This is a genomic window from Curvibacter sp. PAE-UM (assembly GCF_001432305.1).
Classification (GTDB): Bacteria; Pseudomonadota; Gammaproteobacteria; order Burkholderiales; family Burkholderiaceae_C; genus Hylemonella.
Genome location: NZ_KQ483358.1, coordinates 2,142,831 through 2,165,300, shown reverse-complemented (window position 1 = coordinate 2,165,300; position 22,470 = coordinate 2,142,831). Strand labels below are relative to the sequence as shown.

The following is a 22,470-nucleotide window of genomic DNA, read 5'->3' as shown; positions in this document are numbered from 1 at the left end:
ATAAGGTCAGTAACGCTTCCCTGCAAACCCATGACGCTGCGCCTCCTGCTCATCCCCGCCCTCGCCCTGCTGCTGGCCGCCTGCGATATCCCCGGGCTGGGCCCGGACCCGCGCATCGCGCAGCGTGAGGCCGAAGGCAAGGCTATCGGCGGCGCCTGCCGTTACGCCGTGCGCGGCATCGAGGAGTGCTACCAACTCAACCCCAAGGCCCTGAAGACCGCCGTCTTCGAGGGCTGGCGCGAGATGGACCAGTACATGCGGGAAAACAAGATCGAGGGCCAGCCCACGCCCGAGGCCAGGGAAGCGGCTGAAGACAAGAAACCGGCCACCGCCGAGAAAAAGCCGGCCCCGGCCATCAAGCCGGCCGTGGCCGACAAGAAAGCCTCCTGACCCGAGAGTCCCCCCGTTCGCCCTGAGCTTGTCGAAGGGCTTCGACGGGCTCAGCCCGAACGGAAGTTGTCTTGGATTCCGCAAGCCTCCATAGGCTCAGGCCCGCTCGAACACCGCCATGCTCTCGACGTGCGCGGTGTGCGGGAACATGTTCACCACCCCCGCCGCCGTGCAGCGGTAACCTGCCTGATGCACCAGCAGGCCCGCGTCGCGCGCCAGCGTGGCCGGGTTGCAGCTCACGTAGACGATGCGCCGCGGCGGCGTCCAGCCCTGCGCCCCCGGCGTGGCCGGGTGGTTGGCGGGATCCACTTTCTGCTGATGCAGGTCGGCCAGGGTCTTGGCCAGGGCGAAGGCCCCCTCGCGCGGCGGGTCGACCAGCCACTTGTCGGCATTGCCATCCTGGATCAGCAGCTCGGGGGTCATCTCGAACAGATTACGTGCCACGAAAGCCGTCGGCGCCAGGGCCTGGCCGGCGGGACGGACGGCCTGGTTCCCTGCGTAGTTCTCGCGTGAGCGCGCCACCAGCGTCTCGCTGCCCTCGATGCCCAGCACCTCGCGCGCCTGGGTGGCAATGGGCAGGGTGAAATTGCCCAGGCCGCAGAACCAGTCGATCACCCGCTCGTCCTTTTGCGCCTCCAGCAGGCGCAGCGCACGCGCGACCAGCACGCGGTTGATGTGCGGATTGACCTGGGTGAAATCGGTAGGCTTGAAAGGCATGGTGATGCCGAATTCGGGCAGCACGTAGCTCAGCGGCAGAGCATCCGGCGTGTCGTCCAGCAGGTGCACGGTGTCCGGCCCCTTGGGCTGCAGCCACCACTGCACGACGGGGTGTTCCTGGGCAAAGGCCCGCAGCTTGGCCAGGTCCCCCGCGCTCAGCGGCTCCAGATGCCGCAGCACCAGCGCCGTGACCGCATCGCCGCAGGCCAGCTCGATCTGCGGACAGGTCTCGATGGCGTCGAGCGAGCCGATCAGGGCGCGCAGCGGCATCAGCATGGCGCTCACGTGCGGAGGCAGCACCGGGCAGATCTCCATGTCGGCCACGTAGCGGCTCTTGCGTTCGTGGAAACCCACCAGCACCGTGCCCTTCTTGCGCACATGCCGCACCGACAGGCGGGCGCGGTAGCGGTAACCCCAGGCCGGCCCTTCGATCGGGCGCAGCACGGTCTCGGCGCGCACCTTGCCCAGGTGCCAGAGGTTGTCCTCCAGCACGCGCTGCTTCACCGCCACCTGCGCCCCCGGGTGCAGGTGCTGCATCTTGCAGCCGCCGCAGGCGCCCGTGTGCAGCCCGAAATGCGGGCAGCCGGGCCGCACGCGCTGCGATGACTCGCGGTGGATGGCCGTGACCGTGGCCTGCTCCCAGTTGTTCTTGCTGCGGTTGACGCTGGCGCTGACCACCTCGAAAGGCAGTGCGCCTTCGACAAACACCACCTTGCCGTCGGGCCGGTGGGCGATGCCCTGGGCCTCGATGTCGAGGGACTCGATCAACAAGCCATCCGGCGGGATATTCACGTTGTTCCTGGATTCTTCACTCATGCCGCTATTGTCCCCGAGGTTAAACTGCAAAAGCGGCAGGCTTTGCTGCTTCATCGATCACAAGACATGGCCCCGGAGCAGGCTTGAAGATACAGAATCTCCCCTTTGCACTCAGGCTGCTGGGCGTCGCTGCGGTCTACACCGTGCTGGCCCAGCTGGCTCTGAAGTTCTTTTCCCTTGCCGGGGTCATTGGCACGTTCTGGCCCGCCAGCGGCTGGGCCCTGGCCGTCCTGCTTCTGGGTGGCACCCGCCTGGCCTGGGGGATTTTTGCGGGTGCACTCGTCTCCGAGCTGATGCTGGGCCTTGCCCTGCCTGCAGCCGCAGCGAGCGCAGGCGGCGCCACCCTGGGTGCGCTGCTGGGCAACTGGTTGCTGCGGCGCGATGCCAGATTCAACCCTGACCTCGACACCCTGGGCGACTACGCCCGCCTGACGGTATGGGCAGCCATTCCGGCCAGCGCGCTGAGTGCCCTCGCCGGCATCGGCAGCATGACCGCCACGGGCAGCCTGTCCTCCAGCGACCTGGGCCGAAACATGGTGCAGTGGGTGATCGGTGATGCGCTCGGCATCATGCTCGTCACTCCCCTGCTGCTGATATGGCGGCAAGACCCTGGCGAGTTGAAGGACAGGCGGCGCTGGACCGAAGCCGCCCTGCTCCTGGGCCTGACCTTGCTGGCGGGCCAGCTCGTGTTCCAGGGATGGCTGACCCAGGAACTCGACAGTTTTGTCCTCAAGGGCTACTGGCTGCTGCCCATGGCCTTCTGGGCGGCCGTCCGGCTGGGGCCGCATGGCGCCATCCTGGTCCTGTGCACGATCAGCGTACAAGCCATGCTGAGCATCCATGACAACACGGGGTTCCTGGCCCATCCGGACGTCCAAACCCGGCTGGTCGATGGCTGGTTCTTCGTGACCTTCAGCTGGCTGATGATCATGTTTCTGGCCCTGCTCATCAAGGGCTACAGGCATGCCGAGTCCGACCTGCGCATCGCTGCCACCGCCTTCGAATGCCAGGAAGGCATGATCGTCACCGACGCCCAGATGCGCATCCTGCGCACCAACCAGAGCTTCACGCGCATCATGGGTTACCGCAATGAAGAAGTGGTGGGCCAGACCACCGCCTTCATGCGCTCGGACCGGCATCCAAGCAGCTTCTACGAAAATGCCTGGCGCACCGGACAAGAACGTGGCGTCTGGAACGACGAGGTCTGGCACCGGCGCAAAAATGGCGAGGTCTTCCCGCAATGGCTGACCTGCACCGCCGTGAAGAACGAAGACGGCGTCATCACCAATTACGTCGTCACGCACACCGATATCTCTTACCGCAAAGAGCGGGAAGCCCAGGAGGCGGCCGCCCAGGTGGCCCAGCTGGCCCAGCGTGATGCGCTGGTGCGGGAGGTTCACCACCGCATCAAGAACAACCTGCAGGGCATTTCCGGCCTGCTGCGCCTGTTTGCGCAGGACAACCCGCAGACGACCGAGGCCATCAACCAGGTCATGGGCCAGATCCGCAGCATTGCCGTGCTGCATGGCCTGCAGGGCCACGCCTCCATGGACACCGTGCGCCTGTGCGAGTTGACCAGCGCCATCGCCGCCGATGTCCAGTCGGTCTGGCAGACACCCATCGCCGTCGATATCCCGGCCTGCTGGACTCCCGGCATCGTTACCGAAAAAGAGGCCGTCCCGATCGCCCTGGTGCTCAATGAACTGCTGGTCAACGCCGTCAAGCATGGCGGCAAGACCCACGGCCACGTCAGCGTGACGCTGCGAAAAGGCGAAGAGCCCGAGACCATCCAGGTAGACATCCGAAACTCGGGCCATTTGCGCTCCAACACCGATCGCCCGACCGCGCACCACGCCGGCTTGCAACTGGTGGCCTCACTGATGCCGCGCGAGGGCGCCCGGCTGACCCGGGAACAGCGTGAAAACGAAGTTCTCACCCGGCTGGCAATCTCCCCTCCGGTACTTCATCTGGAAAAGAACCCGGCATGACCGCCCCCGACCAGCCCGCGCCCATTCACCTCCTGCTGGTTGACGACGACCGGCTCGTGCTTTCGACCCTGAGCAGGGGTCTGCAGCATGCGGGCTACCTTGTCAGCATGGCCGAATCCGCCGAAGAAGCCGAAGTGCTGCTGGCCAGCGGCCAGCGCCCCGACCTGGCCATCGTGGACATCCGCATGAGCGGGCGGGATGGCCTGACCCTGGCACGGCGACTGCGTGAACTGGACCACATCCCCTTTGTCATGCTCAGCGCCTACAGCGAACCGGACATGATCGGCCAGGCCAACCACCTCGGCGCCCTGGGCTATCTGGTCAAGCCGCTGGACATTTCGCAACTCCTGCCCGCCATCCAGGCCGCCCTGTCCCGTGCCGATGAACTGCAGGAACTGCGGGAAACGCGGGCGCAGCTGCAGGCTGCATTGGACTCCGAGCGAGACATCAGCGTGGCGGTCGGCATCATCATGGCGCAGCAACAACTGCCGCGACCTCAGGCCTTCGAGCTGCTGCGCAAGACGGCGCGCACCCAGCGCCGCAAGCTGGCCGAGCTGGCGGCCGACATCATCCGGGCCGTGCAGCCGACCCGCATGTAACAGCACGTAACTTAACGTATCAAAATACCCCAAGGGGTTGACTGATTGTTACCGAATTGAATAATAAGCACTGATACGACTCTGACATTGGTACAGGTCGCATTTTCTTGAGGCCCCGAACCTGCCTCGCAACATGACACGCCGGCGCATCTGAATGTGCCGGCTGGAATGAACGAAGCAAGCCGGAATTTCCGGCCTGCGTACGCAGGAAGCACTCGGGGACATGACGCACCAGAACATCACCGGACAAGTCCGGAGCGCGCGATCCGCCCGCGCGCGGCGCCCCCATCTGGCCGGGCAGGCCGGGAGGCTGCGCGCATGAATGCAACGGCACCGACCAGCGCGCACGAGATCCAGTTCTCTCTGTTGCGCCTCACGAACTGGCCGAACATTCCACAACTGCCGCCCGAAGACATGGTGGACATGGCGCGCATCTGCGCGCTGCTCTCCTGGCGTGCCACCGCAGGCGTCATCATCGCGCGCATCCTGGAACTGCCCAAGGAAAGGGTGCTGGACATCCTGTTGTTGCTGCACGCGCAAGGCTGCCTGAACCTGCAGGCCCAGCCCGGGGGGCAACCGACCGCCCAGGCACCAGCCGCCAACGACAGTCGCCCCGCGGAACTCACGGAATCGCCACACGATTCCTTCATCACCAAAATCTGGCAGCGCCTGGCTGCGAAGAACTGAAACGGGGCGTATAGCGTGGAATGGGGCGTACTTTTCATGGGTTCGGTGGGTTCAGGCAAGACCTGCGCCATCCGCAGCATTTCCGACATCGGGGTGGTCGATACCGACGCAGCGGCCACCGACGAGACAGCCCGGCTGAAATCGCATACGACCGTGGCCATGGACGTCGGGGTGCTGCACCTTTCCGACAACGACAAGCTGCGCCTGTGTGGCGCCCCCGGGCAGGACCGCTTCGATTTCATGTGGGACATCCTGCTCATGCAATGCCGGGGCCTGGTGCTGTTCGTCAATCACGCCAACCCTGATCCAGTCGCCGACCTCGACCACTACCTGAGAGCGCTGGAAACGCGCCTCACCACGCAAAAGATGCCCATGGTCGTGGGCATCACGCATGTCGACAAGAACCCGCTGGTCCCGCTGGACCGCTACCGCGACCATCTGCGGCAGCACCCGTGCAAGTTCATGGACATCCTGCCACCCGTCTTTCAGGTCGATGCACGCGAACGCACACAGGTACGCGGGCTGCTGGCGGCCCTCACAGGGCTGCTTGAAATGGCAGAGCGCTTTCCGATCCGGCAGCGCAAGGGGGTAACCGCTTGAGCGCCGTCCTCGAACTGGTCAACTTTGGCGTAGCCTACGGCGACAAGGTCGTGCTGCGCGACATCGATTTCGAAGTGCCGGCGCGCGGTTGCATGGCGCTGCTTGGTCCCGCCGGCACGGGCAAGTCCACCCTGCTGCGCACGCTGGCCGGCTACAACAGCAACAACCCCTCCCTGCGAACCTGGGGCCAGGCGCGTTACCGCGGCCAGGAACTCGGCAACGACAACCGGCCGACCATGGTGATGCAGAAATCCCAGTTCCTGATCTCCACCGTGTGGGACAACCTGGTGTTCGAGATGAAGGACCGCGCCCGCCTGACCCGGCTGCAGCAGCGCGAGAAGATCGCGGCCCTGCTGCATCGCACCGGCCAGGCACACCTGCTGGACAAGCTCGATGAAAAGGTTGTGCGGTACTCGGCAGCCCAGCAGCGCGGTATCGCCATCCTGCGACAGGCGCTGAGCGAACCCGCTCTGCTGATGATCGACGAGCCGACCACCGGCCTGCCCGAAGGCGAAGTCCCACCCCTGCACCAGATGATCCACGAACTGGCGCAGGACCGCGCCCTGCTGGTGGTCTCGCACAACCAGGCCTACGCCCGCAAGATGGCTGACCGGGTCGTACTGATTGCCAACGGCGTCACCCAGGAATGCAGTGACACGCCGCACTTCTTCCAGGCCCCCAGCAGCGAGGCAGCACGCAACTACATCCGCACCGGCTCCTGCCCCGAAGACGGCACGGCCGCCAGCGAGGACGAGGACGCAGGCGGTGCCTCACCGTCAATCCAGGCACTGCCTGCTCCGCTGGCCGACCGGCCGGACGCCAAGCCAGCCTCGTACGGACCGCGCGGTTTTGTCTGGCTCATCAAAGGCCGGGTTGCGGGCGCCCCGCTGCCCGGCATCGTGCGCGATGTGGATTACGACCTGGCCGCCTTGCGCGAAGTGGGTGTGACGCGGCTGGTTTCCCTGACAGAAAACCCATTTCCTTCCGAACTGGCCGAGGGCTATGGCATCGCCTGCCACGCCAGCCCGATCCCGGACATGCATGCCCCCGCGGACGATCAGATGCTGCGCCTGTGCCAGGAGATGGACCACTTCGTGGCCAACGAGGAAGTGATCGCCGTGCACTGCAAGGCCGGACTGGGACGCACGGGGACCGTTCTGGCCGCCTACCGGCTGTGGCGCGCCGGGACGGCCGCTTCGGCCGTTGAGGCCATTGAGTTCGTGCGGCGCCTGGAGCCCGGAATGATCCAGTCCCAGGCCCAGGTCGATTTCCTGGCGGATTTTGCCGACCGGCTCAAAGCCATGCCGGCGCGTTCCCAGCCGGTGACAACTGAATTCGCCCTGTGAGGCCAACGAGCAGGGTTTTGTGTGCAAGTGTGATTCAACAAGACTGAGGAGACAACATGAGCAATCTGGACAACATGCTGCAAAAGGCAGTGACTTCCATCCCCGACTGTGTGGCCGCCGGCTACGTGGACCTGTCCTCGGGCATGGTGCTGAGCATCAAGACGGTGGACTCCCATCCGACCGAGGTGTTCGAGCTGCTGGCTGCCGCCACCACCGACCTGTTCCAGGGGCCCAACGTGTCGGCCATCGAGAAGATCTTCCGCAAGGCGCGCGGCCTGCCCGAGAACAACGACCACCACTATTTCCAGGAAATCATCGTCAACAGCGACAACCTGATCCACGTCTTCATCCGCGGCAAGCGTCAACAGCAGGTGGCCTGCTTCGTCTGCCGCAAGGGCGCCAACCTGGGCATGGTGCTGACCAAGTCGCGCCTGGTCATGCCTGAGATCGAAGCCGCGCTCTGAAAGCGCACACCCCGCAAATCACAAACCGTCATCAAGAGAAAGAACGTCGTTGGAAAGTGTGAATATGCCTATGGATTGAACCGAGTATTTCTTCCCCACTTCATGCATGAACCATGCAGCCCCCGGCCCATGCCGGGGCAAAAATTTAAAAATCAAATTACCGAGTTTCGCGAATGAGCAATCTGGACAACATGCTGCAAAAGGCAGTGACTTCCATCCCCGACTGTGTGGCCGCCGGCTACGTGGACCTGTCCTCGGGCATGGTGCTGAGCATCAAGACGGTGGACTCCCATCCGACCGAGGTGTTCGAGCTGCTGGCTGCCGCCACCACCGACCTGTTCCAGGGGCCCAACGTGTCGGCCATCGAGAAGATCTTCCGCAAGGCGCGCGGCCTGCCCGAGAACAACGACCACCACTATTTCCAGGAAATCATCGTCAACAGCGACAACCTGATCCACGTCTTCATCCGCGGCAAGCGTCAACAGCAGGTGGCCTGCTTCGTCTGCCGCAAGAGCGCCAACCTGGGCATGGTGCTGACCAAGTCGCGCCTGGCCATGCCTGAGATCGAAGCGGCACTCTGATGCCGCCCCGGAGTTCGTGGCCATCCACAGCGTGGATTGGCCATGAACTCCCGCCCAACCAGAAAAATAAATACAAGCGAAGGAGGTGAGCATGAATTCTTCAGCACTGGCAGGTTCCGATGCCCTGATGAGCAAGGCGCGCGGCATGCTGCGCGCGCTGCAATCAACGTCTGACCATATCGAGGCTTCGGCCCTGGTATCGCATGATGGTCTGACGCTGGCCGCGGTGCTGTCCAGCGAAGCCAACGCCGACCGTTTTGGCGCCATGTGCGCTTCCCTGCTCGCACTGGCATCACGTGCGGCGAGCGAGGTCCAGCGCGGCGAACTGCGCCAGATCATCCTGGACGGCGAACACGGCCCGCTGCTGCTCACACGGGCTGGCAAAACCGGCGTGCTGGCCGTGGCCGCAGCGCCGAAGGCCAACCTGGGCAAGGTCATCCTGGACACGCGCAAGACAGCGGCTGATCTGGCGATGCTGTCCGCTGCCGCCTGAGAAAAGACATGAATCCGACGATACGCTACAAGTCCCATGCCGTGGCGCTGCAACCCGGCGAGACCGCGCTGGACGCGCTGCTGCGCGTCGGGGCCGACATCCCCTTCTCCTGCAAGGGCGGCTCCTGTCATACCTGCATGGTCCGATGCAGCGACACCACGCCTCCAGCCGAAGCCCGCAAGGGCCTGCCCGACCATCTGGTCCAGGCCGGTTATGTGCTGGCTTGCAAGTACCAGCCGCAGGCCGACGCGCAACTGGAGCCGCGCCGGCCCGCAGACATGGTGACGCGCTGCATGCTGACCGAGGCCGGCGTGAGCCGGGACGGGCGCGTGGTGCTGCAGTTTGAAGCGGCCAGCGAGATCAAGTACCAGCGGGGCGACCGTCTGCGCCTGGTCGGTGCACCCGGCGCGCGCGAGGCCGAGTTCGAACTGAGCAGCCATCCGGCGGAGGGCGATTTCCTGCTGCAAGCCGAGTTGCTTCCGGGCGAGGCGGCTTACTGCCCGGACTGGCTAGGCAGCGCGCAGCTGGCCGCCGGCGGACCGGCCTTCGGCCATGAATTCGATGTCCGCGGGCCCTTCCCCGCGCCGGCGGCCGCCACCGGCGCCAACGAGATCCGCCCTCCGCCGGCTGATCCCGCCCTGTGGGCCGAACTCGGCGACGGCCGGGTCGTACGGCAGGTGCTGGAGGCGTTCTACGCCCGCGTCTACGAGGACGAGCGTTTGCGCCATTTCTTCGAGGGCGTGACCCTGGACCGCTCCATCGACAAGCAGTTCTCCTTCCTCAAGCAGTGCATGACCGGCGAGAAGGTCTACATGGGCGACCGGCCACGCAACGCGCACCACTGGATGATCATCTCCAACGAGCTGTTCGACTACCGCCAGCAGCTCATGGAGGAAACCCTGCGCTCGCACGGCCTGAGCGCGGAGCAGATCGCCCGCTGGACGCGCTACGAGGAAGTCTTCCGCCCCGACATGGTGAAGTCAGAGCCCTGGCCACGGCGCATCGGCGGCGTCGATGTGATGCGCGAAGGCTTTGACGAAGAGGATTTGCTGGTCGACAGCGTGTGTGACTACTGCGGCGAGGAAATCCTCTCCGGAACCCGGGTGCTGTTTCACCGGCGCCTGGGCAAGATCGGCTGCTCGGGCTGTGCTTCCGGCTTGCGTGCGCCCTCGCCCGCTGGCACCAGCCCGGCCGTTTCCGCGAATTGATGTGAGCCGCTACCTGGAAGTCCAAGCGCAAGGCCTGCTGGAGTGGCTGGGTCGTCCGCCCACGTCGCCGGCACAGAAGGTCTTTTCCGGCCTGCTGCGGCTGCCGCACAGCGTTGCGCTGATCCCGGCCCGGCTGGCCGATCAATTCGGCCTGGAACTGCCCGATCTCTCGCGTGCCCTGTTCGAACTGAACCGGCGCCAGAGCCTGCTGGTCACCGACCGTGCGTGCGACCACGCGGGCGATTTCCGTTATGAATTTGATTTGATCTGCGAAGATCTGCGCAGCCTGGCCCCGGGGTCACCCGAACTCATGCTGGCGGGCACCGACGGCCTGTGCCTGGCCCAGCAGGGACTGTCCGAAGACACCTGCCTGCACCAGGCAGCGCGCTGTCACGATGGTGCCGATGCGGGGTTCGCACTCGTGGCGCCGTTGCATCTTGGCGCCACCGTCCTGCACTTGTGTTCGCGCACCCGTATCGATGCGGACAGCCCGGCCCTGTTGCGACTGGTACGCCGGCTGGTCAGCCTGCCCTTGCACGCCTGAGCCAGCCCGCCCGCAAACGCCTGCCCTCATGGACTCCATCAACGAAACCGCCCTCCTGGATGTGCTGGGCCGACTGGAGTCCATCTGCCCGGCGCTGGCCGGTGCGGTGGTCGCCACCCGCGACGGCCTGGTACTGGCCGCCGTCGGTGACTACCAGGGTGACACGCCCGCGGCCTGCGCCGCCAGCCTGTCGGTGCACCTGCAGGACGACCTGCAACCGCTGGTGGCCGGCCCGCATGCGATCGGTCGGGAAGAACTGCTGATCTTTGGCGACGACATGCTGTGGTACCTCAGTCACCTGGCCACCGGTCACCTGCTGCTCATCGGCAGCCGGCAGACCGTTCACGCCGGAGCAGTACGGCTGGCAGGACAGACCACCGCCCGGCAACTCAATCGCTGGCTGACGGCATCCCCATGATCCAGCAGCATCTCGCACGCCAGGCGCCTTCGAACCGCGGCGCATGCTGGCCGAACTGGCGGCCGGGATCATTCGTGGTTAATAAGCCCGGGATCGGGTGTTTCACACTGTTTTTTGATTGATACCGATCAAGGTATCGTGCTATAAAAATAAACAGGACTGGCCGTGCGAATGGCCGTCCACTCATGAGGCCCTGACCCTGCCTTGTTGAACCCTCATCCGGCGCCCTGCGCGGGATGTGTTTTCGACTCCCAGGAACCAGCTAGAGGGCCTCATGCGTACCAATCTACCCATCTCCCAGCGGGAATACGAATTCCCCGGCAGCGAAACGCTGTTGTCGGTCACCGACACCTCCAGCCACATCCAGTACGCCAATGCGGCCTTCATCCGCACCAGCGGTTTCCGCGTCGATGAACTGATCGGCCAGCCCCACAACCTGGTTCGCCACCCCGACATGCCGGTGGAGGCGTTTGCCGACATGTGGCGCACCCTCAAGGATGGCCAGTCCTGGACCGCCCTGGTCAAGAACCGGCGCAAGAACGGCGACCACTACTGGGTGCGCGCCAACGCCGCGCCCATGCGCCGCAACGGCGAAGTGGCGGGCTACCTCTCGGTGCGCACCAAGCCCGGGCGTGAAGAGATACAGGCCGCGGAAGAGTTGTACCGGCGCTTTCGCGAAGGCAAGGCCGGGGGCCTGGCCTTCCATCGCGGCCTGGTGGTGCGCACCGGCTGGCTGCGCTGGACCAGCGCCCTGCAGCTTCTGCCCACGGCCTGGCGCGTGCGCCTGCCGCTGCTGGCACTGGCCGCACTCCTGGTTCCCCTGCTGGTGGTCGCGGGCCAGGCCGGCCTGGGTGCCGGGCTGGCGCTCGGCCTGCTGCTGGCGGACCTGTTCATCGAAGCGCAGGTCACCCGCCCGCTGGCGCGCGTGCGCGGCACGGCCCAGCAGGTGGCCAGCGGCGAGGCGGCCACCGATCCGAGCCTGGACCGCTGTGACGACATCGGCCTGCTGGCGCGCGCCATCACGCAGGCCGGGCTGAACCTGCAGTCGCTGGTCTCGGACGTCAACGAGCAGGTCTCCGGACTGCATGTGGCCAGCCAGGAAATCGCCACCGCCAACAACGACCTGTCCAGCCGCACCGAGCAGACGGCCTCCAGCCTGGAGCAGACCGCCGCCGCCATGGAGCAGCAGACCGCCACCGTGCGGCAGAACTCGGACACCGCCCAGCAGGCCAGCCAGCTCGCCGGCGCCACCACCGAGGCTGTCAGCCGTGGCGGTCAGGCCGTCGCCAACGTGGTCTCCACCATGGACCTGATTTCCGATGCCAGCCGGCGCATCGCCGACATCATCGGCGTCATCGACGGCATTGCGTTCCAGACCAACATCCTGGCGCTCAACGCCGCGGTGGAGGCCGCACGCGCCGGCGAACAGGGCCGGGGTTTTGCCGTCGTGGCGGCAGAAGTCCGCTCACTCGCCGGTCGCAGTGCCGACGCGGCCAAGGAGATCAAGGCCCTGATCGCCGATTCGGTCAGCAAGGTCGATACCGGCTCGCATCTGGTGGCCCAGGCGGGACAGACCATCAACGAAGTGGTGGGCCAGGTGCGGCGCGTCAACGACCTGATCGCCGAAATCACCTCTGCGTCGAAGGAGCAGGCCATCGGCATCTCGCAGGTGGGCCAGGCCGTGTCGCAGCTGGATGAGATGACACAGCAGAACGCCGCCATGGTGGAACAGAGCAGTGCCGCGGCCGGCAGCATGCGTGATCAGGCCCAGCGCCTGATGGACGCCATCCGCGTCTTCTCCGTCTGAGCCGAACGCCGTGGACACCCAGCCCTCCATCCCGCCGCAGAAGCTGGCCGAAATGATTGCGGCCATGCAGAAAGCCCGCGACGAACTGATCAAGGCCTCCTTGCTGCTGCGCGACCACCTGGAGGAAACGGATGAGGCCAGCCGGGAGCAGGCCCGGCAACTGGCCGAGGCGCTGATCCGGCAGTCCCGCACCGGCTGATGCCGGCCCGCAGCACGTCCTTCACCTCCCCATGAGCACGCCGCCCGCCCTGCAGCCGCACCACCACCCCTACCAGTTCAGCCTGGGACTGGCGCTGATGGGCCTGGCCATCCCGCTGGCGTGGCTTCTGTCGCAGACCAGCCTGCCCGCCGCGCCGCCCTGGTTGCCGTACTGGCAGATCGCCGCCGACCTGATCACAGTGGTGATCGCCCTGCTGATCTTCATCACCGGCTACCGCTCCATCATGTCCCCGCGCAAGGGCGCCGTGGTGTGGCTGGGCGTGGTCTTCCTGGGCGTCGGCGTGCTGGAATTCCTGCACCTGTGCAGCCACGCCGATCTGCTCGAAGGCGCACCGGCCGCCACGGCACAGGCCTCGCTCTGGTTCGCCATGGCGGCCCGTCTGCTGGCCGCCATGGCGCTGCTGGTGTACGCCGCCCTGCCGTCCGTGCCCGACATCACGCAAGGGCGCAAGCGGCTGGCCATCGGCGTCGTGCTGTTGCTGGTCCTTGCCTGCGCCAACCTGGTATTGGCGAACGCCGATACGCTACCGACCTTGCGCGACCCGCAAGGCACGGCCAGCACGGTGCTGGTGGGCCTGCAAGCCTGCCTGTTCGCCTTGCACCTGTGCAGCCTGGCGGTGTTCTGGTTGCGTCGCGAGGTGCTGGGCCGCGAATGCCTGATGGCCCTGGTCTTCGCCGCGGCCCTGAGTGTGGTGGCCGAGGGGTTCTTCACCTTCTCGGCCGGCCGCACACACGCCGGCCCCTACGCGCTGGGTCATGTCTACCAGCTGGCGGCCTACCTCTTCCTCTTCCACGCCACCTTCAACGAGGCCCTGCGCCGTCCGCTGGAGCGCCTGGAGATGCTCTACCAGCGTGAGACTGCCACGCTCAGGGCGGCGCCCGATGGCGTGATGTGGGTGGACCAGCAAGGGCAGATCGTGCTGGCCAACCCGGCCATGCAGCCGCTCAGCGGCTACGCGCCTGGGGAGCTGCTGGGGCAGAACGTGTCCATCTTCCTGCCTCCGCACCTGCGCGAGCGGCACGCCCAGTCCATGCTCGACTACTTCCACGCGCCGCAAAGCCGTCCCATGGGCATCATGGACCTGAAGCTGTACCGCAAGGACGGTGACCTGCAGCCGGTGGACATCTCGCTGGGCTACTGGGAAGTCGGCGGCGCCCCGCACGCGATTGCCTACATCCGCGACCTGAGCGAGCGCAAGAAGCTGGAGGAATCGCTGCGTCACCAGGCCACGCACGACGAGCTGACCGGCCTGCCCAACCGCTGGCTGTTCCAGCTGCAGCTCAGACAGGCGCTGCTGCGTGCCGAACGCAGCGGGCAGCGCGTAGCCGTTCTGTTCATCGACCTGGACCACTTCAAGACCATCAACGACACCTTCGGCCACGCCACGGGCGACGCGCTGCTGGTGCAGGCCAGCCGTCGCATCCAGGGCCTGCTGCGTGCCAGCGACACGCTGGCACGCATGGGCGGCGATGAATTCGCCGTGATGCTGCCCGACGTGAACCAGGCCGACGAGGCGGTCAGCGTCGCGCTCAAGATCCTGTCGTGCCTGCAGGAATCCTTCGGGCTGCCGGACCAGCAGGTCTTCAGCGGCGCCAGCATCGGCCTGGCCTACTACCCCGACGACGCGCGCGACAGCGACACGCTGCTGCGCTACGCCGACATGGCCATGTACCAGGCCAAGCAGGCCGGGCGCGGCGCCTACGCCTGCTACTCGCAGGAGATGGACCGCCGCGCCCACGAAGACATGCTGCTGCACGCACGGCTCAAGACCGCCATCAGCGAGCAGCTGCTGAACCTGCATTTCCAGCCCCAGGTCGATCTGCGCGATGGCCGCCTGGAGGGGGCCGAGGCCCTGCTGCGCTGGAACGACCCGGTGCTGGGCGTGGTGGGACCGGACCGCTTCATCCCCCTGGCCGAGGCGACAGGGTTGATCCTGCCGCTGTCGGACTGGGTGCTGGAGAGCGCCTGCCGACAGATTGCCGCCTGGCAGCGTGCCGGCACGCCCCTGCGCCTGTCCGTCAACGTTTCAGCGCATCAGCTGCACCAGGGCCAGTTCGGCGACAAGGTGCGCACGGCCCTGGCGCGCACCGGTGCCCACGCCTGCTGGCTGGAACTGGAAATCACCGAAAGTGTGGCCATGACCCAGCCGCGCCAGGCGCTGGAGCAACTCAGGGCCCTGGTGGAACTGGGCTGCACCGTCTCGCTGGACGATTTCGGCACCGGCTACTCCTCGCTGGCCTACCTCAAGACCCTGCCCGTGAGCAAGATCAAGATCGACCAGAGCTTCGTGCGCGACATCACCGACGACCCGAACGACGACGTCATCGTGCAGACCATCATCGGCATGGCACGCAACCTCGGGATGGACGTGATCGCCGAAGGCGTGGAAACCGAGGCACAGCGCGAACGCCTGGCGCTCTATGGCTGCAACACCTGCCAGGGCTTTCTGTTCCACCGGCCGCTGCCGCTGAACGATTTCGATGAGCTGCTGAACCGGCAGTTCAGGCAACAAAAAACAGATTCACCCCAGGAGGAGAAGACATGAACCAGCTCAAGATATCCACACGGCTCACCATACTCATCGGCCTGATGTCGGTCATATTGATCGGCATCGGACTGCTGGGCCTGTTCGGCATCAGCCAATCCAATGCGGGGCTCAAGACGGTGTATGAGGATCGCACCATCCCTTTGGGACAGGTCGCAGACATCGAGCGATTGCTGCTGCGCAATCGGCTGGCCATTGCGGTTTCGATCGTGACCCCGACGCCCGAGACCATCCAGGCCAACACGGCCGAGATCGAAGCCAATATTGCAGCCATCACCAAGACCTGGGATGACTATATGGCAACGACCCTGACAGCCGAAGAGGGAAAAATCGCCAGGCAATTTGCCGATGATCGTGGCCGATTCGTGCGGGAAGGCCTGCGGCCGGCCGTGGCTGCGCTGCGCGCCAACGACGTCGAAGGCGTCAAGCAGATCGTGACCGACAAGATCCGTCCGCTGTACGGGCCCGTCGGGACCGGCATCGCGGCCCTGAAAAAACTGCAGCTCGACGTCGCCCAGGCAGAATACGCCACCGCAGATGCGCGCTACCAGATGATCCGCATCGTGTCGATCAGCGCCATCACGGCCGGTCTCCTGTTCTCCGTGCTGTTCGGCATGGCCCTGGTGCGCGGCATCTCGCGCGCACTGGATGAGGCCATTGCTGCGGCCGACGCTGTGTCGCAAGGCAACCTGAGCCACCGCTTCCAGGTGCGGGGTCAGGACGAAGTGGCGAAACTTCTGAGGGCGCTGTCGGCCATGCAGGACAGCCTGGTCAAGGTGGTCAGCACCGTGCGCTCCGGTTCAGAGTCCGTGGCCACCGCCAGCGCCCAGATCGCCCAGGGCAACCAGGACCTGAGCGCGCGCACCGAAAGCCAGGCCAGCGCACTGGAGCAAACCGCCGCCTCGATGGAGGAGCTGGGCTCCACCGTGAAACAGAACGCCGACAACGCCCGCCAGGCCAACCAGCTCGCGCAAAGCGCCAGCACCGTGGCCGTCAAGGGCGGCGAAGTGGTGGCCCAGGTGGTGGACACCATGAAGGGCATCAACGACAGCTCGAAGAAGATCGCCGACATCATCAGCGTGATCGACGGCATCGCCTTCCAGACCAACATCCTGGCGCTGAACGCGGCGGTGGAAGCGGCGCGTGCGGGTGAACAGGGCCGCGGTTTTGCCGTGGTGGCCGCCGAAGTGCGCAACCTGGCCGGCCGCAGCGCGGAAGCGGCCAAGGAGATCAAGACCCTCATCACCAACAGCGTTGAGCGGGTGGAACAGGGCACAGCCTTGGTGGATGAGGCCGGCACGACCATGGCCGAAGTCGTCAGCAGCATCCGTCGCGTGACCGACATCATGGGCGAGATCAGCGCCGCCAGCACCGAGCAGAGCCAGGGCGTGGCCCAGATCGGCGAGGCCGTGATGCAGATGGACCAGGTCACGCAGCAGAACGCCGCGCTGGTGGAGGAGATGGCCGCGGCCGCCGGGAGCCTCAAGGGCCAGGCGCAGGAGCTGGTGCAGACCGTGGCCGTGTTCAAGCTGGCACAGGAGGCCGGCAGCCGCACCACGCCGTCGCCGCAGCCAACCCGGCCCGTGAGCGCAACACCACCGCGCCCGGCCATCGCAGCCGGGCGCCGCCCCGGCCTCGCCGTGTCACGGCCCGCCGCCGCCCAGCCACGCGCCCTGAGCGCGCCCGCCCCGACTGCGCCCCCCCGGCCCGGCTCGCAACCGCAGGGCCAGGATGAGTGGGAAAGCTTCTGAAACCATACTTTTTCTCGGCCCCCGTTTTTGCTGCCAGCCCTTCGCCTTCAAATGTCGCCGCCCCCCCCGCAACACCCCACCGAAGCCCTGGTACGCGAGATCGCACTGCTGGCCCGCACCCATCCGGACTGCCCGATCCATCTGCCGACGGCCATCCACGATGTGTTCTATGAACGCGACCAGCATCTCATGGCGATCAATGCCCACGCCATCGTGAGCATCACCGACGCGGCAGGCCATATCACCTATGTGAATGACAAGTTCTGCGACATCAGCGGCTACACCTCGGCCGAATTGCTGGGGAACAACCACCGCATCATCAAATCCGGCGACCATGCGCCCGAGCTCTACGCCGAGATGTGGCACACCATCAGTCAGGGCCGGATCTGGAACGGGGAGATCTGCAACCGGCGCAAGGACGGTCAGCGTTACTGGGTGCTGTCGAGCATCATTCCCTTTGTGGACGCCACAGGCCTGCCCTACCAGTACATCTCCATCCGCACTGATGTCACCCGCCTGAAGCAGAGCCAGGAAGCCCTGCGCACGAGCGAGGAACGCCTGCGACGCGGACAGACGTACGCGAACATCGGCACCTGGGACTGGAACATCGAGACCGGGGCCTTGTACTGGTCGGATCGGATCGCCCCCCTGTTCGGTCATGCGTCAGGCGCGCTGGAGACCTCCTACGAAAATTTCGTCAACGCCATTCACCCGGAGGATCGACAGGCCGTACTTGACGCCGTCAACGCCTGCGTGCAGGGTCAGGGACCTTACGAGATTGAACACCGGGTGCTGTGGCCGGACGGGACCGTACGCTGGCTGCTGGAACGCGGTGACGTGCAACGCGATGCGTCCGGTAGGCCCCAGCACATGCTCGGCGTGGTGCAGGATATCCACCAGCGCAAGCAGATCGAAACAGCGCTCGCCGAAAGTGAAAAGCGTCGGCACGAGGCACAGTCCCTGGCCCGTCTGGGTCATTGGCAGGCCGATGTACTGAGTGGCGAACTCTTCTGGTCGGAGGAAATCTACCGCATCTTCGGCCATGATCCCGCCACCTTCAAACCCAGTGTCGCCGCCTTCCATGCAGCGGTGCATCCGGATGACCGGGCGCTGGTCAGCGACAGTGAGAAGCGGGCCGAGCAGACGGGCGTCCATGACGTGGTACATCGCATCATCCAGCCTGATGGCACGGTGCGCCATGTACAGGAACTGGCCCGCGCCGAGATCGATGCCGATGGCCGGGTGCTGCGCATGACAGGCACGGTGCAGGATATTACCGACTACGTGGAGGCTCAGGAAAAACTCCGGCTCAGCGAGGAGCGCTTTATTTTTGCCGTGGAAGGCGCAGGCGACGGCATCTGGGACTGGAACATGCGCACGGGCGAGATGCCGTTCTCCGGGCACTACGAAGCGATGCTGGGCTATGAAAAGGGTGAATTGCCCCCCACCATCGATGCCTGGGTGACCAGCGTCCACCCGGATGACCTGGCCCGGGTGCAGCAGCACCTGCAGGATTACCTGGCAGGCAAGCTTCCCTTCTATGTGGTTGAACTTCGCCTGCACTGCAAGGATGGCGGGTACAAATGGATACTTTGCCGAGGCACCGTGGTCGCCCGTGACGCAGAGGGCAAGCCCATACGCATGATCGGCATTCACAGCGACATTTCCACGCAGAAGGCTTCTCAAGCCGCGCTGCTGGATGCGAACAAGGCCGCTGAACAAGCCAACCAAGCCAAGTCGGTCTTCCTGTCCAGCATGAGCCATGAGTTGCGCACACCCATGAACGCCATTCTGGGTTTTGCGCAGATGCTGGAATACGACCCGTCCATGAATGAGGATCAGCAGGAAAACGTGCGCGAAATCCTCAAGGGCGGGCGACATTTGCTCAACCTCATCAACGAGGTGCTGGATCTGGCCAAGATCGAATCCGGACGCATCGATCTGTCTCTGGAGTCGGTTGATCTGCTGGATCTGCTGCATGAAGCCTGGCAGATGATCCAGCCCCTGGCGACGACTCAACAGTTGACTTTCAAGCTGGGGGTCTCTGCGGGCATGGTCGTTCGCGCCGACCGCTTTCGGCTGAAGCAGGTGTTGCTGAATTTGTTGTCGAATGCAGTCAAATACAACCGGAGAGCGGGAAGCATCTACATCACAGCCCGCCCGGCCGAGGCAGGCCGCTTGCGGCTTGCCGTGGCTGACACCGGCATGGGCATCCCCGCTGACCGGATGGCCGAGTTGTTCCAGCCCTTTAACCGCCTGGATGCCGAGTACAGCACTGTGGAGGGCACCGGCATTGGACTGACCATCACCCGTCAGCTGGTTGAACTGATGGGGGGAACTGTTGGTGTCGACAGTGAAGTCGGGGTGGGAAGCAGTTTCTGGATCGAGTTGCCGTCCGAAGCCGCTGAGCGCCATCGCGCCGCTGCGGCGCCTGCCAGCCCGAACGGCGCACACCTTGCCAATCCCCATGCCCACGAACATCTGATCCTCTGCATTGACGACAATCCGGCCAATCTCAAACTGATGACGCAGATGCTCGGTCTGCGCCGACATGTCCGTCTGCTCACCGCCCATACGCCCGAGCTGGGCATTGAACTGGCCCTGGCTCACCGGCCGGCACTGGTGCTGCTGGACATCAACATGCCCGGCATGGATGGCTTCCAGGTGTTGAAGGTGTTCAAGGCCAGTGCGTTCCTGAAAGACATACCGGTTGTTGCCATCACCGCAAACGCCATGCCCCGCGATATCGAACGTGGTCTGTCGGCTGGTTTTTTCGACTACCTCACCAAACCCGTCGATGTGCAGCAGTTCCTCAACGCCATCGACAGTTGCCTGGCGCGCGAGCCAGGCGCAGCAAACAATGGAAACTGAACAGACGCCCGCGTCCCTCGCGGCCCAGGCCCGCATCCTGGTCGTTGACGACGAACCGAGCAATCTCAAGTTACTGGACAAGATGCTCAGCAGCCAGGGCTACACCCAGCTGACACTGGTGCAAGACCCGCGCGAGGTCCTCCCCCGTTACCGCGAGGCACGCCCGGACCTGATCCTGCTGGACATCAACATGCCCCATCTGGATGGCTATCAGGTCATGGCACAGCTCAAGGCGCTGAACGACCCTCTACTTCCACCGATCGTCGTCCTGACCGCGCAGCATGGTCGCGACTACCTGCTGCGGGCGCTGGCTGGCGGTGCACGCGACTTTGTTGGCAAGCCATTCGAGCGGCTTGAGCTGCTGATGAGGGTGAAGAATCTCATCGACGTTCATCTCGCCCATCGCCTGGTGCATGACCAGAAATCGGTGCTTGAGGAGATGGTTCGCGCCCGTACCGAAGAGTTACGCAAGACCCGCCTGCAGGTCGTACGCCACCTCGGCCGTGCGGCCGAATACCGTGACAATGAAACCGGCCTGCACATCATCCGGATGAGCCAGGTGTCGGCACTGCTTGCCAGGAGCATGGGCTGGACGGAGGCCATGTGTGAGCTGATGCTGCACGCCAGCCCGATGCATGACATCGGAAAGATAGGGATTCCCGATGCCATCCTGCTCAAACCTGGCAGACTGACACCGGACGAGTTCGAGATCATGAAAACCCACACAACCATCGGTGCCGACATGATGTCCGGGAATGAATCCGAGTTGCTCAACCTCGCACACACCATAGCCCAGAGCCACCATGAAAAATGGGATGGGACGGGTTACCCCAGGGGCTTGGCAGGCGAGGACATTCCGCTGGCTGGTCGTATCGTTGCCGTCGCGGATGTATTCGACGCCTTGACATCCAGCCGACCTTACAAGAAACCATGGCCGGTTGAACAAGCCGTGGCTTTCGTCAAGGAAAATTCCGGCAGGCACTTCGATCCCGCCGTGGTGACTCATTTCGAATTCCGATTGGCGGAAATCCTTGCCATTCTCGATTCCAATGCCGATCCGGCAGAGCCACAGTGACGCCGTTGCCCGTCGGGTCAGTCCCAAGCCTTGAAGTACTCATCCCAGTGAGTCTCAACAGGTGACAGATTCCCCAATGTCTCCTTGACCAGCGCGATCTCACGGTCGTACTCGGCCTCCAGCAGACCACCGCGCATCTTCTGGAAGCGGCAGTACAGCAGGTAGGTGTTCATCACGCATGAAATCGCTCTACCCCTTTTCCTTGCGCTCGGCCAGCCAGGCTGGCGTAGACCTGCTCGTCCGTGCTGTCGGCGGGCACGTCGCGCAGCGCCCGCAAACCGGCGATATCGGGGATGGATTCGATGTCGAAGACAAGTACCGGAGAGACCGTGCGGAGATATTACCCCAGCACTTTCACAACAAGGCTTCGCGCGTGATGCCTCGGCGGGCCAGGTGGCGCTTGAGCTTGAACAGGGCCTCGTTCTGTACCTGGCGCACGCGCTCGCGCGTCAGGCCCAGACGCTGGCTCAGCACGTCCAGGGTCTCGGGCTCGTGGTCGTGCAGACCGTAGCGCCCTTCCAGCACCTCGCGCTCGCGCGCCGACAGGCTCGCCAGCCAGTCCTCCAGCAGGCGCTCGACCTCGTGCGCCTGCGTGATGCCGCTGGGATCGATGGCCAGCTCGTCCACCACGGTGTCGCCCAGGGTCTGTTCGCCATCCACGCGATCCAGAGAGGCATCGAGCGAGCGCGGCGTCTCGGCCAGGGCCAGCAACTCGGCGACCTCATGGACGTCGCGCCGCAGGAAATCCGCCACGTCCTCGACACGCACCCCCTCGGGGCGGCGCGCCACGAAGGCAGCGTCGTTCTCGAGCTCGCGGCGCGCGCGTAGCACCTGCTGCAACTCGCGCACCACGTTGACGGGCAGACGGATCATCCGCCCCTGCTGCATCAGCGCGCGCTCCACCGACTGCCGTATCCACCAGGTGGCATAGGTGGAGAAGCGGAAACCGCGCTCGGGTTCGAACTTCTCGATCGCGTGCATCAGGCCGAGGTTGCCCTCCTCGATCAGGTCCGACAGCGGCACACCGCGCCCCAGGTAGAGCTTGGCGATACTGACCACCAGGCGCAGGTTGTGCTCGATCATGCTCTGGCGCGCGGCAAAGTCGCCAGCCCGCGCACGCACGGCCGTCTCGTACTCCTGCTCGGGCGTGAAAAGCTCGGTGCGGCGCACATGGCGCAGATAGGCGGTGAGTGCGTCGCCGGAATCGGCGGCCAGTTCGGCTGCGGCCGGGGCGGGAGCGTCGGGGTCGGCCGCAGAGGCCGCCGCGCGGCCGTCAAGCGACGCTGCGTTGCGCGCGTCGTCTTTACCGTGGAGGGAGCGTCGGGGCATGACTGTTCCTCACGGCTTGCG

General features: G+C 65.0%; 20 protein-coding genes and 1 pseudogene. 18 read left to right on the top strand and 3 right to left on the bottom strand.

Going from position 1 to position 22,470, the window contains the following annotated elements; translation table 11 throughout:
• Window positions 1-30 precede the first annotated feature (30 nt).
• Window positions 31-390 carry a hypothetical protein gene (locus AO057_RS10515; protein ID WP_057675660.1) on the top strand — a complete coding sequence of 120 codons (360 nt, stop codon included), beginning with the start codon at window positions 31-33 and terminating at the stop codon, window positions 388-390.
• A gap of 96 nt (window positions 391-486) precedes the next feature.
• Here AO057_RS10515 and rlmD read toward each other — a convergent pair whose 3' ends face one another.
• Window positions 487-1,923: a 23S rRNA (uracil(1939)-C(5))-methyltransferase RlmD gene (gene rlmD, locus AO057_RS10510; protein WP_057675658.1), complete on the bottom strand. Its 1,437-nt coding sequence runs from the start codon at window positions 1,921-1,923 to the stop codon at window positions 487-489.
• 83 nt (window positions 1,924-2,006) lie between these two features.
• Here rlmD and AO057_RS10505 point away from each other — a divergent pair, with 83 nt between their 5' ends.
• The 17 genes from AO057_RS10505 (at window position 2,007) to AO057_RS10425 (ending at window position 21,120) form a co-directional block, all read left to right on the top strand.
• The gene (locus tag AO057_RS10505) at window positions 2,007-3,911 is read left to right on the top strand and encodes an MASE1 domain-containing protein (protein WP_057675656.1); all 1,905 of its coding nucleotides are present in this window, start codon (window positions 2,007-2,009) and stop codon (window positions 3,909-3,911) included.
• The gene (locus tag AO057_RS10500) at window positions 3,908-4,510 is read left to right on the top strand and encodes an ANTAR domain-containing response regulator (RefSeq protein WP_057675654.1); all 603 of its coding nucleotides are present in this window, start codon (window positions 3,908-3,910) and stop codon (window positions 4,508-4,510) included. Before AO057_RS10505 ends, AO057_RS10500 begins: the two co-directional genes overlap by 4 nt.
• Before the next feature lie 318 nt (window positions 4,511-4,828).
• Window positions 4,829-5,197, top strand: a complete 369-nt coding sequence (locus AO057_RS10495; protein ID WP_057675651.1) for a hypothetical protein — start codon at window positions 4,829-4,831, stop codon at window positions 5,195-5,197.
• Between the two features lie 15 nt (window positions 5,198-5,212).
• The gene (locus AO057_RS10490; protein ID WP_156404533.1) at window positions 5,213-5,797 is read left to right on the top strand and encodes a GTP-binding protein; all 585 of its coding nucleotides are present in this window, start codon (window positions 5,213-5,215) and stop codon (window positions 5,795-5,797) included.
• Window positions 5,794-7,143 carry a phosphatase domain-containing putative toxin gene (locus AO057_RS10485; RefSeq protein WP_057675649.1) on the top strand — a complete coding sequence of 450 codons (1,350 nt, stop codon included), beginning with the start codon at window positions 5,794-5,796 and terminating at the stop codon, window positions 7,141-7,143. Before AO057_RS10490 ends, AO057_RS10485 begins: the two co-directional genes overlap by 4 nt.
• A gap of 56 nt (window positions 7,144-7,199) precedes the next feature.
• Complete coding sequence (locus tag AO057_RS10480; RefSeq protein ID WP_057675647.1) at window positions 7,200-7,607, top strand: hypothetical protein; 408 nt, start codon at window positions 7,200-7,202, stop codon at window positions 7,605-7,607.
• Between the two features lie 173 nt (window positions 7,608-7,780).
• Window positions 7,781-8,188 carry a hypothetical protein gene (locus AO057_RS10475; RefSeq protein WP_057675646.1) on the top strand — a complete coding sequence of 136 codons (408 nt, stop codon included), beginning with the start codon at window positions 7,781-7,783 and terminating at the stop codon, window positions 8,186-8,188.
• 91 nt (window positions 8,189-8,279) lie between these two features.
• Window positions 8,280-8,681 carry a roadblock/LC7 domain-containing protein gene (locus tag AO057_RS10470; RefSeq protein WP_057675643.1) on the top strand — a complete coding sequence of 134 codons (402 nt, stop codon included), beginning with the start codon at window positions 8,280-8,282 and terminating at the stop codon, window positions 8,679-8,681.
• A gap of 8 nt (window positions 8,682-8,689) precedes the next feature.
• Complete coding sequence (locus AO057_RS10465) at window positions 8,690-9,889, top strand: globin domain-containing protein (RefSeq protein WP_057675641.1); 1,200 nt, start codon at window positions 8,690-8,692, stop codon at window positions 9,887-9,889.
• Window position 9,890: 1 nt separating this feature from the next.
• Window positions 9,891-10,433, top strand: coding sequence for a hypothetical protein (locus AO057_RS10460; protein ID WP_057675640.1), 543 nt, complete (start codon window positions 9,891-9,893; stop codon window positions 10,431-10,433).
• 28 nt (window positions 10,434-10,461) lie between these two features.
• Complete coding sequence (locus tag AO057_RS10455) at window positions 10,462-10,851, top strand: roadblock/LC7 domain-containing protein (RefSeq protein WP_057675638.1); 390 nt, start codon at window positions 10,462-10,464, stop codon at window positions 10,849-10,851.
• A 274-nt stretch (window positions 10,852-11,125) separates the two neighbouring features.
• A complete protein-coding gene (locus tag AO057_RS10450) occupies window positions 11,126-12,658 on the top strand; it encodes a methyl-accepting chemotaxis protein (protein WP_057675636.1) in 1,533 nt (510 codons plus the stop codon).
• Between the two features lie 10 nt (window positions 12,659-12,668).
• On the top strand, window positions 12,669-12,857 hold the full coding sequence (locus AO057_RS10445) for a hypothetical protein (protein WP_057675634.1): 189 nt from the start codon (window positions 12,669-12,671) through the stop codon (window positions 12,855-12,857).
• A 31-nt stretch (window positions 12,858-12,888) separates the two neighbouring features.
• A complete protein-coding gene (locus tag AO057_RS10440) occupies window positions 12,889-15,423 on the top strand; it encodes a putative bifunctional diguanylate cyclase/phosphodiesterase (protein ID WP_057675632.1) in 2,535 nt (844 codons plus the stop codon).
• On the top strand, window positions 15,420-17,174 hold the full coding sequence (locus AO057_RS10435; protein WP_057675631.1) for a methyl-accepting chemotaxis protein: 1,755 nt from the start codon (window positions 15,420-15,422) through the stop codon (window positions 17,172-17,174). The genes AO057_RS10440 and AO057_RS10435 overlap by 4 nt, the downstream gene beginning before the upstream one ends.
• A gap of 51 nt (window positions 17,175-17,225) precedes the next feature.
• On the top strand, window positions 17,226-20,045 hold the full coding sequence (locus AO057_RS10430) for a PAS domain-containing hybrid sensor histidine kinase/response regulator (RefSeq protein WP_057675629.1): 2,820 nt from the start codon (window positions 17,226-17,228) through the stop codon (window positions 20,043-20,045).
• Window positions 20,035-21,120 (top strand): HD domain-containing phosphohydrolase, encoded by a 1,086-nt coding sequence (locus AO057_RS10425; protein ID WP_057675628.1) that lies wholly within the window; start codon window positions 20,035-20,037, stop codon window positions 21,118-21,120. The genes AO057_RS10430 and AO057_RS10425 overlap by 11 nt, the downstream gene beginning before the upstream one ends.
• 17 nt (window positions 21,121-21,137) lie before the next feature.
• On the opposite strand, the pseudogene AO057_RS17505 reads toward AO057_RS10425, so the two are convergent.
• Window positions 21,138-21,296: pseudogene (locus AO057_RS17505) on the bottom strand (3'-5' exonuclease); the annotation flags it as partial.
• 178 nt (window positions 21,297-21,474) lie between these two features.
• Complete coding sequence (locus tag AO057_RS10420) at window positions 21,475-22,449, bottom strand: sigma-70 family RNA polymerase sigma factor (RefSeq protein WP_082605509.1); 975 nt, start codon at window positions 22,447-22,449, stop codon at window positions 21,475-21,477.
• Window positions 22,450-22,470 lie beyond the last annotated feature (21 nt).

What these genes read in the sequence shown, in the direction of transcription:
- AO057_RS10515 (WP_057675660.1), top strand. Translation starts at nt 31, where the DNA reads ATGACGCTGCGCCTCCTGCTCATCCCCGCCCTCGCCCTGCTGCTGGCC.
- rlmD (WP_057675658.1), bottom strand. Translation starts at nt 1,923, where the DNA reads ATGAGTGAAGAATCCAGGAACAACGTGAATATCCCGCCGGATGGCTTG.
- AO057_RS10500 (WP_057675654.1), top strand. Translation starts at nt 3,908, where the DNA reads ATGACCGCCCCCGACCAGCCCGCGCCCATTCACCTCCTGCTGGTTGAC.
- AO057_RS10495 (WP_057675651.1), top strand. Translation starts at nt 4,829, where the DNA reads ATGAATGCAACGGCACCGACCAGCGCGCACGAGATCCAGTTCTCTCTG.
- AO057_RS10480 (WP_057675647.1), top strand. Translation starts at nt 7,200, where the DNA reads ATGAGCAATCTGGACAACATGCTGCAAAAGGCAGTGACTTCCATCCCC.
- AO057_RS10475 (WP_057675646.1), top strand. Translation starts at nt 7,781, where the DNA reads ATGAGCAATCTGGACAACATGCTGCAAAAGGCAGTGACTTCCATCCCC.
- AO057_RS10470 (WP_057675643.1), top strand. Translation starts at nt 8,280, where the DNA reads ATGAATTCTTCAGCACTGGCAGGTTCCGATGCCCTGATGAGCAAGGCG.
- AO057_RS10465 (WP_057675641.1), top strand. Translation starts at nt 8,690, where the DNA reads ATGAATCCGACGATACGCTACAAGTCCCATGCCGTGGCGCTGCAACCC.
- AO057_RS10455 (WP_057675638.1), top strand. Translation starts at nt 10,462, where the DNA reads ATGGACTCCATCAACGAAACCGCCCTCCTGGATGTGCTGGGCCGACTG.
- AO057_RS10450 (WP_057675636.1), top strand. Translation starts at nt 11,126, where the DNA reads ATGCGTACCAATCTACCCATCTCCCAGCGGGAATACGAATTCCCCGGC.
- AO057_RS10440 (WP_057675632.1), top strand. Translation starts at nt 12,889, where the DNA reads ATGAGCACGCCGCCCGCCCTGCAGCCGCACCACCACCCCTACCAGTTC.
- AO057_RS10435 (WP_057675631.1), top strand. Translation starts at nt 15,420, where the DNA reads ATGAACCAGCTCAAGATATCCACACGGCTCACCATACTCATCGGCCTG.
- AO057_RS10430 (WP_057675629.1), top strand. Translation starts at nt 17,226, where the DNA reads ATGTCGCCGCCCCCCCCGCAACACCCCACCGAAGCCCTGGTACGCGAG.
- AO057_RS10425 (WP_057675628.1), top strand. Translation starts at nt 20,035, where the DNA reads ATGGAAACTGAACAGACGCCCGCGTCCCTCGCGGCCCAGGCCCGCATC.
- AO057_RS10420 (WP_082605509.1), bottom strand. Translation starts at nt 22,449, where the DNA reads ATGCCCCGACGCTCCCTCCACGGTAAAGACGACGCGCGCAACGCAGCG.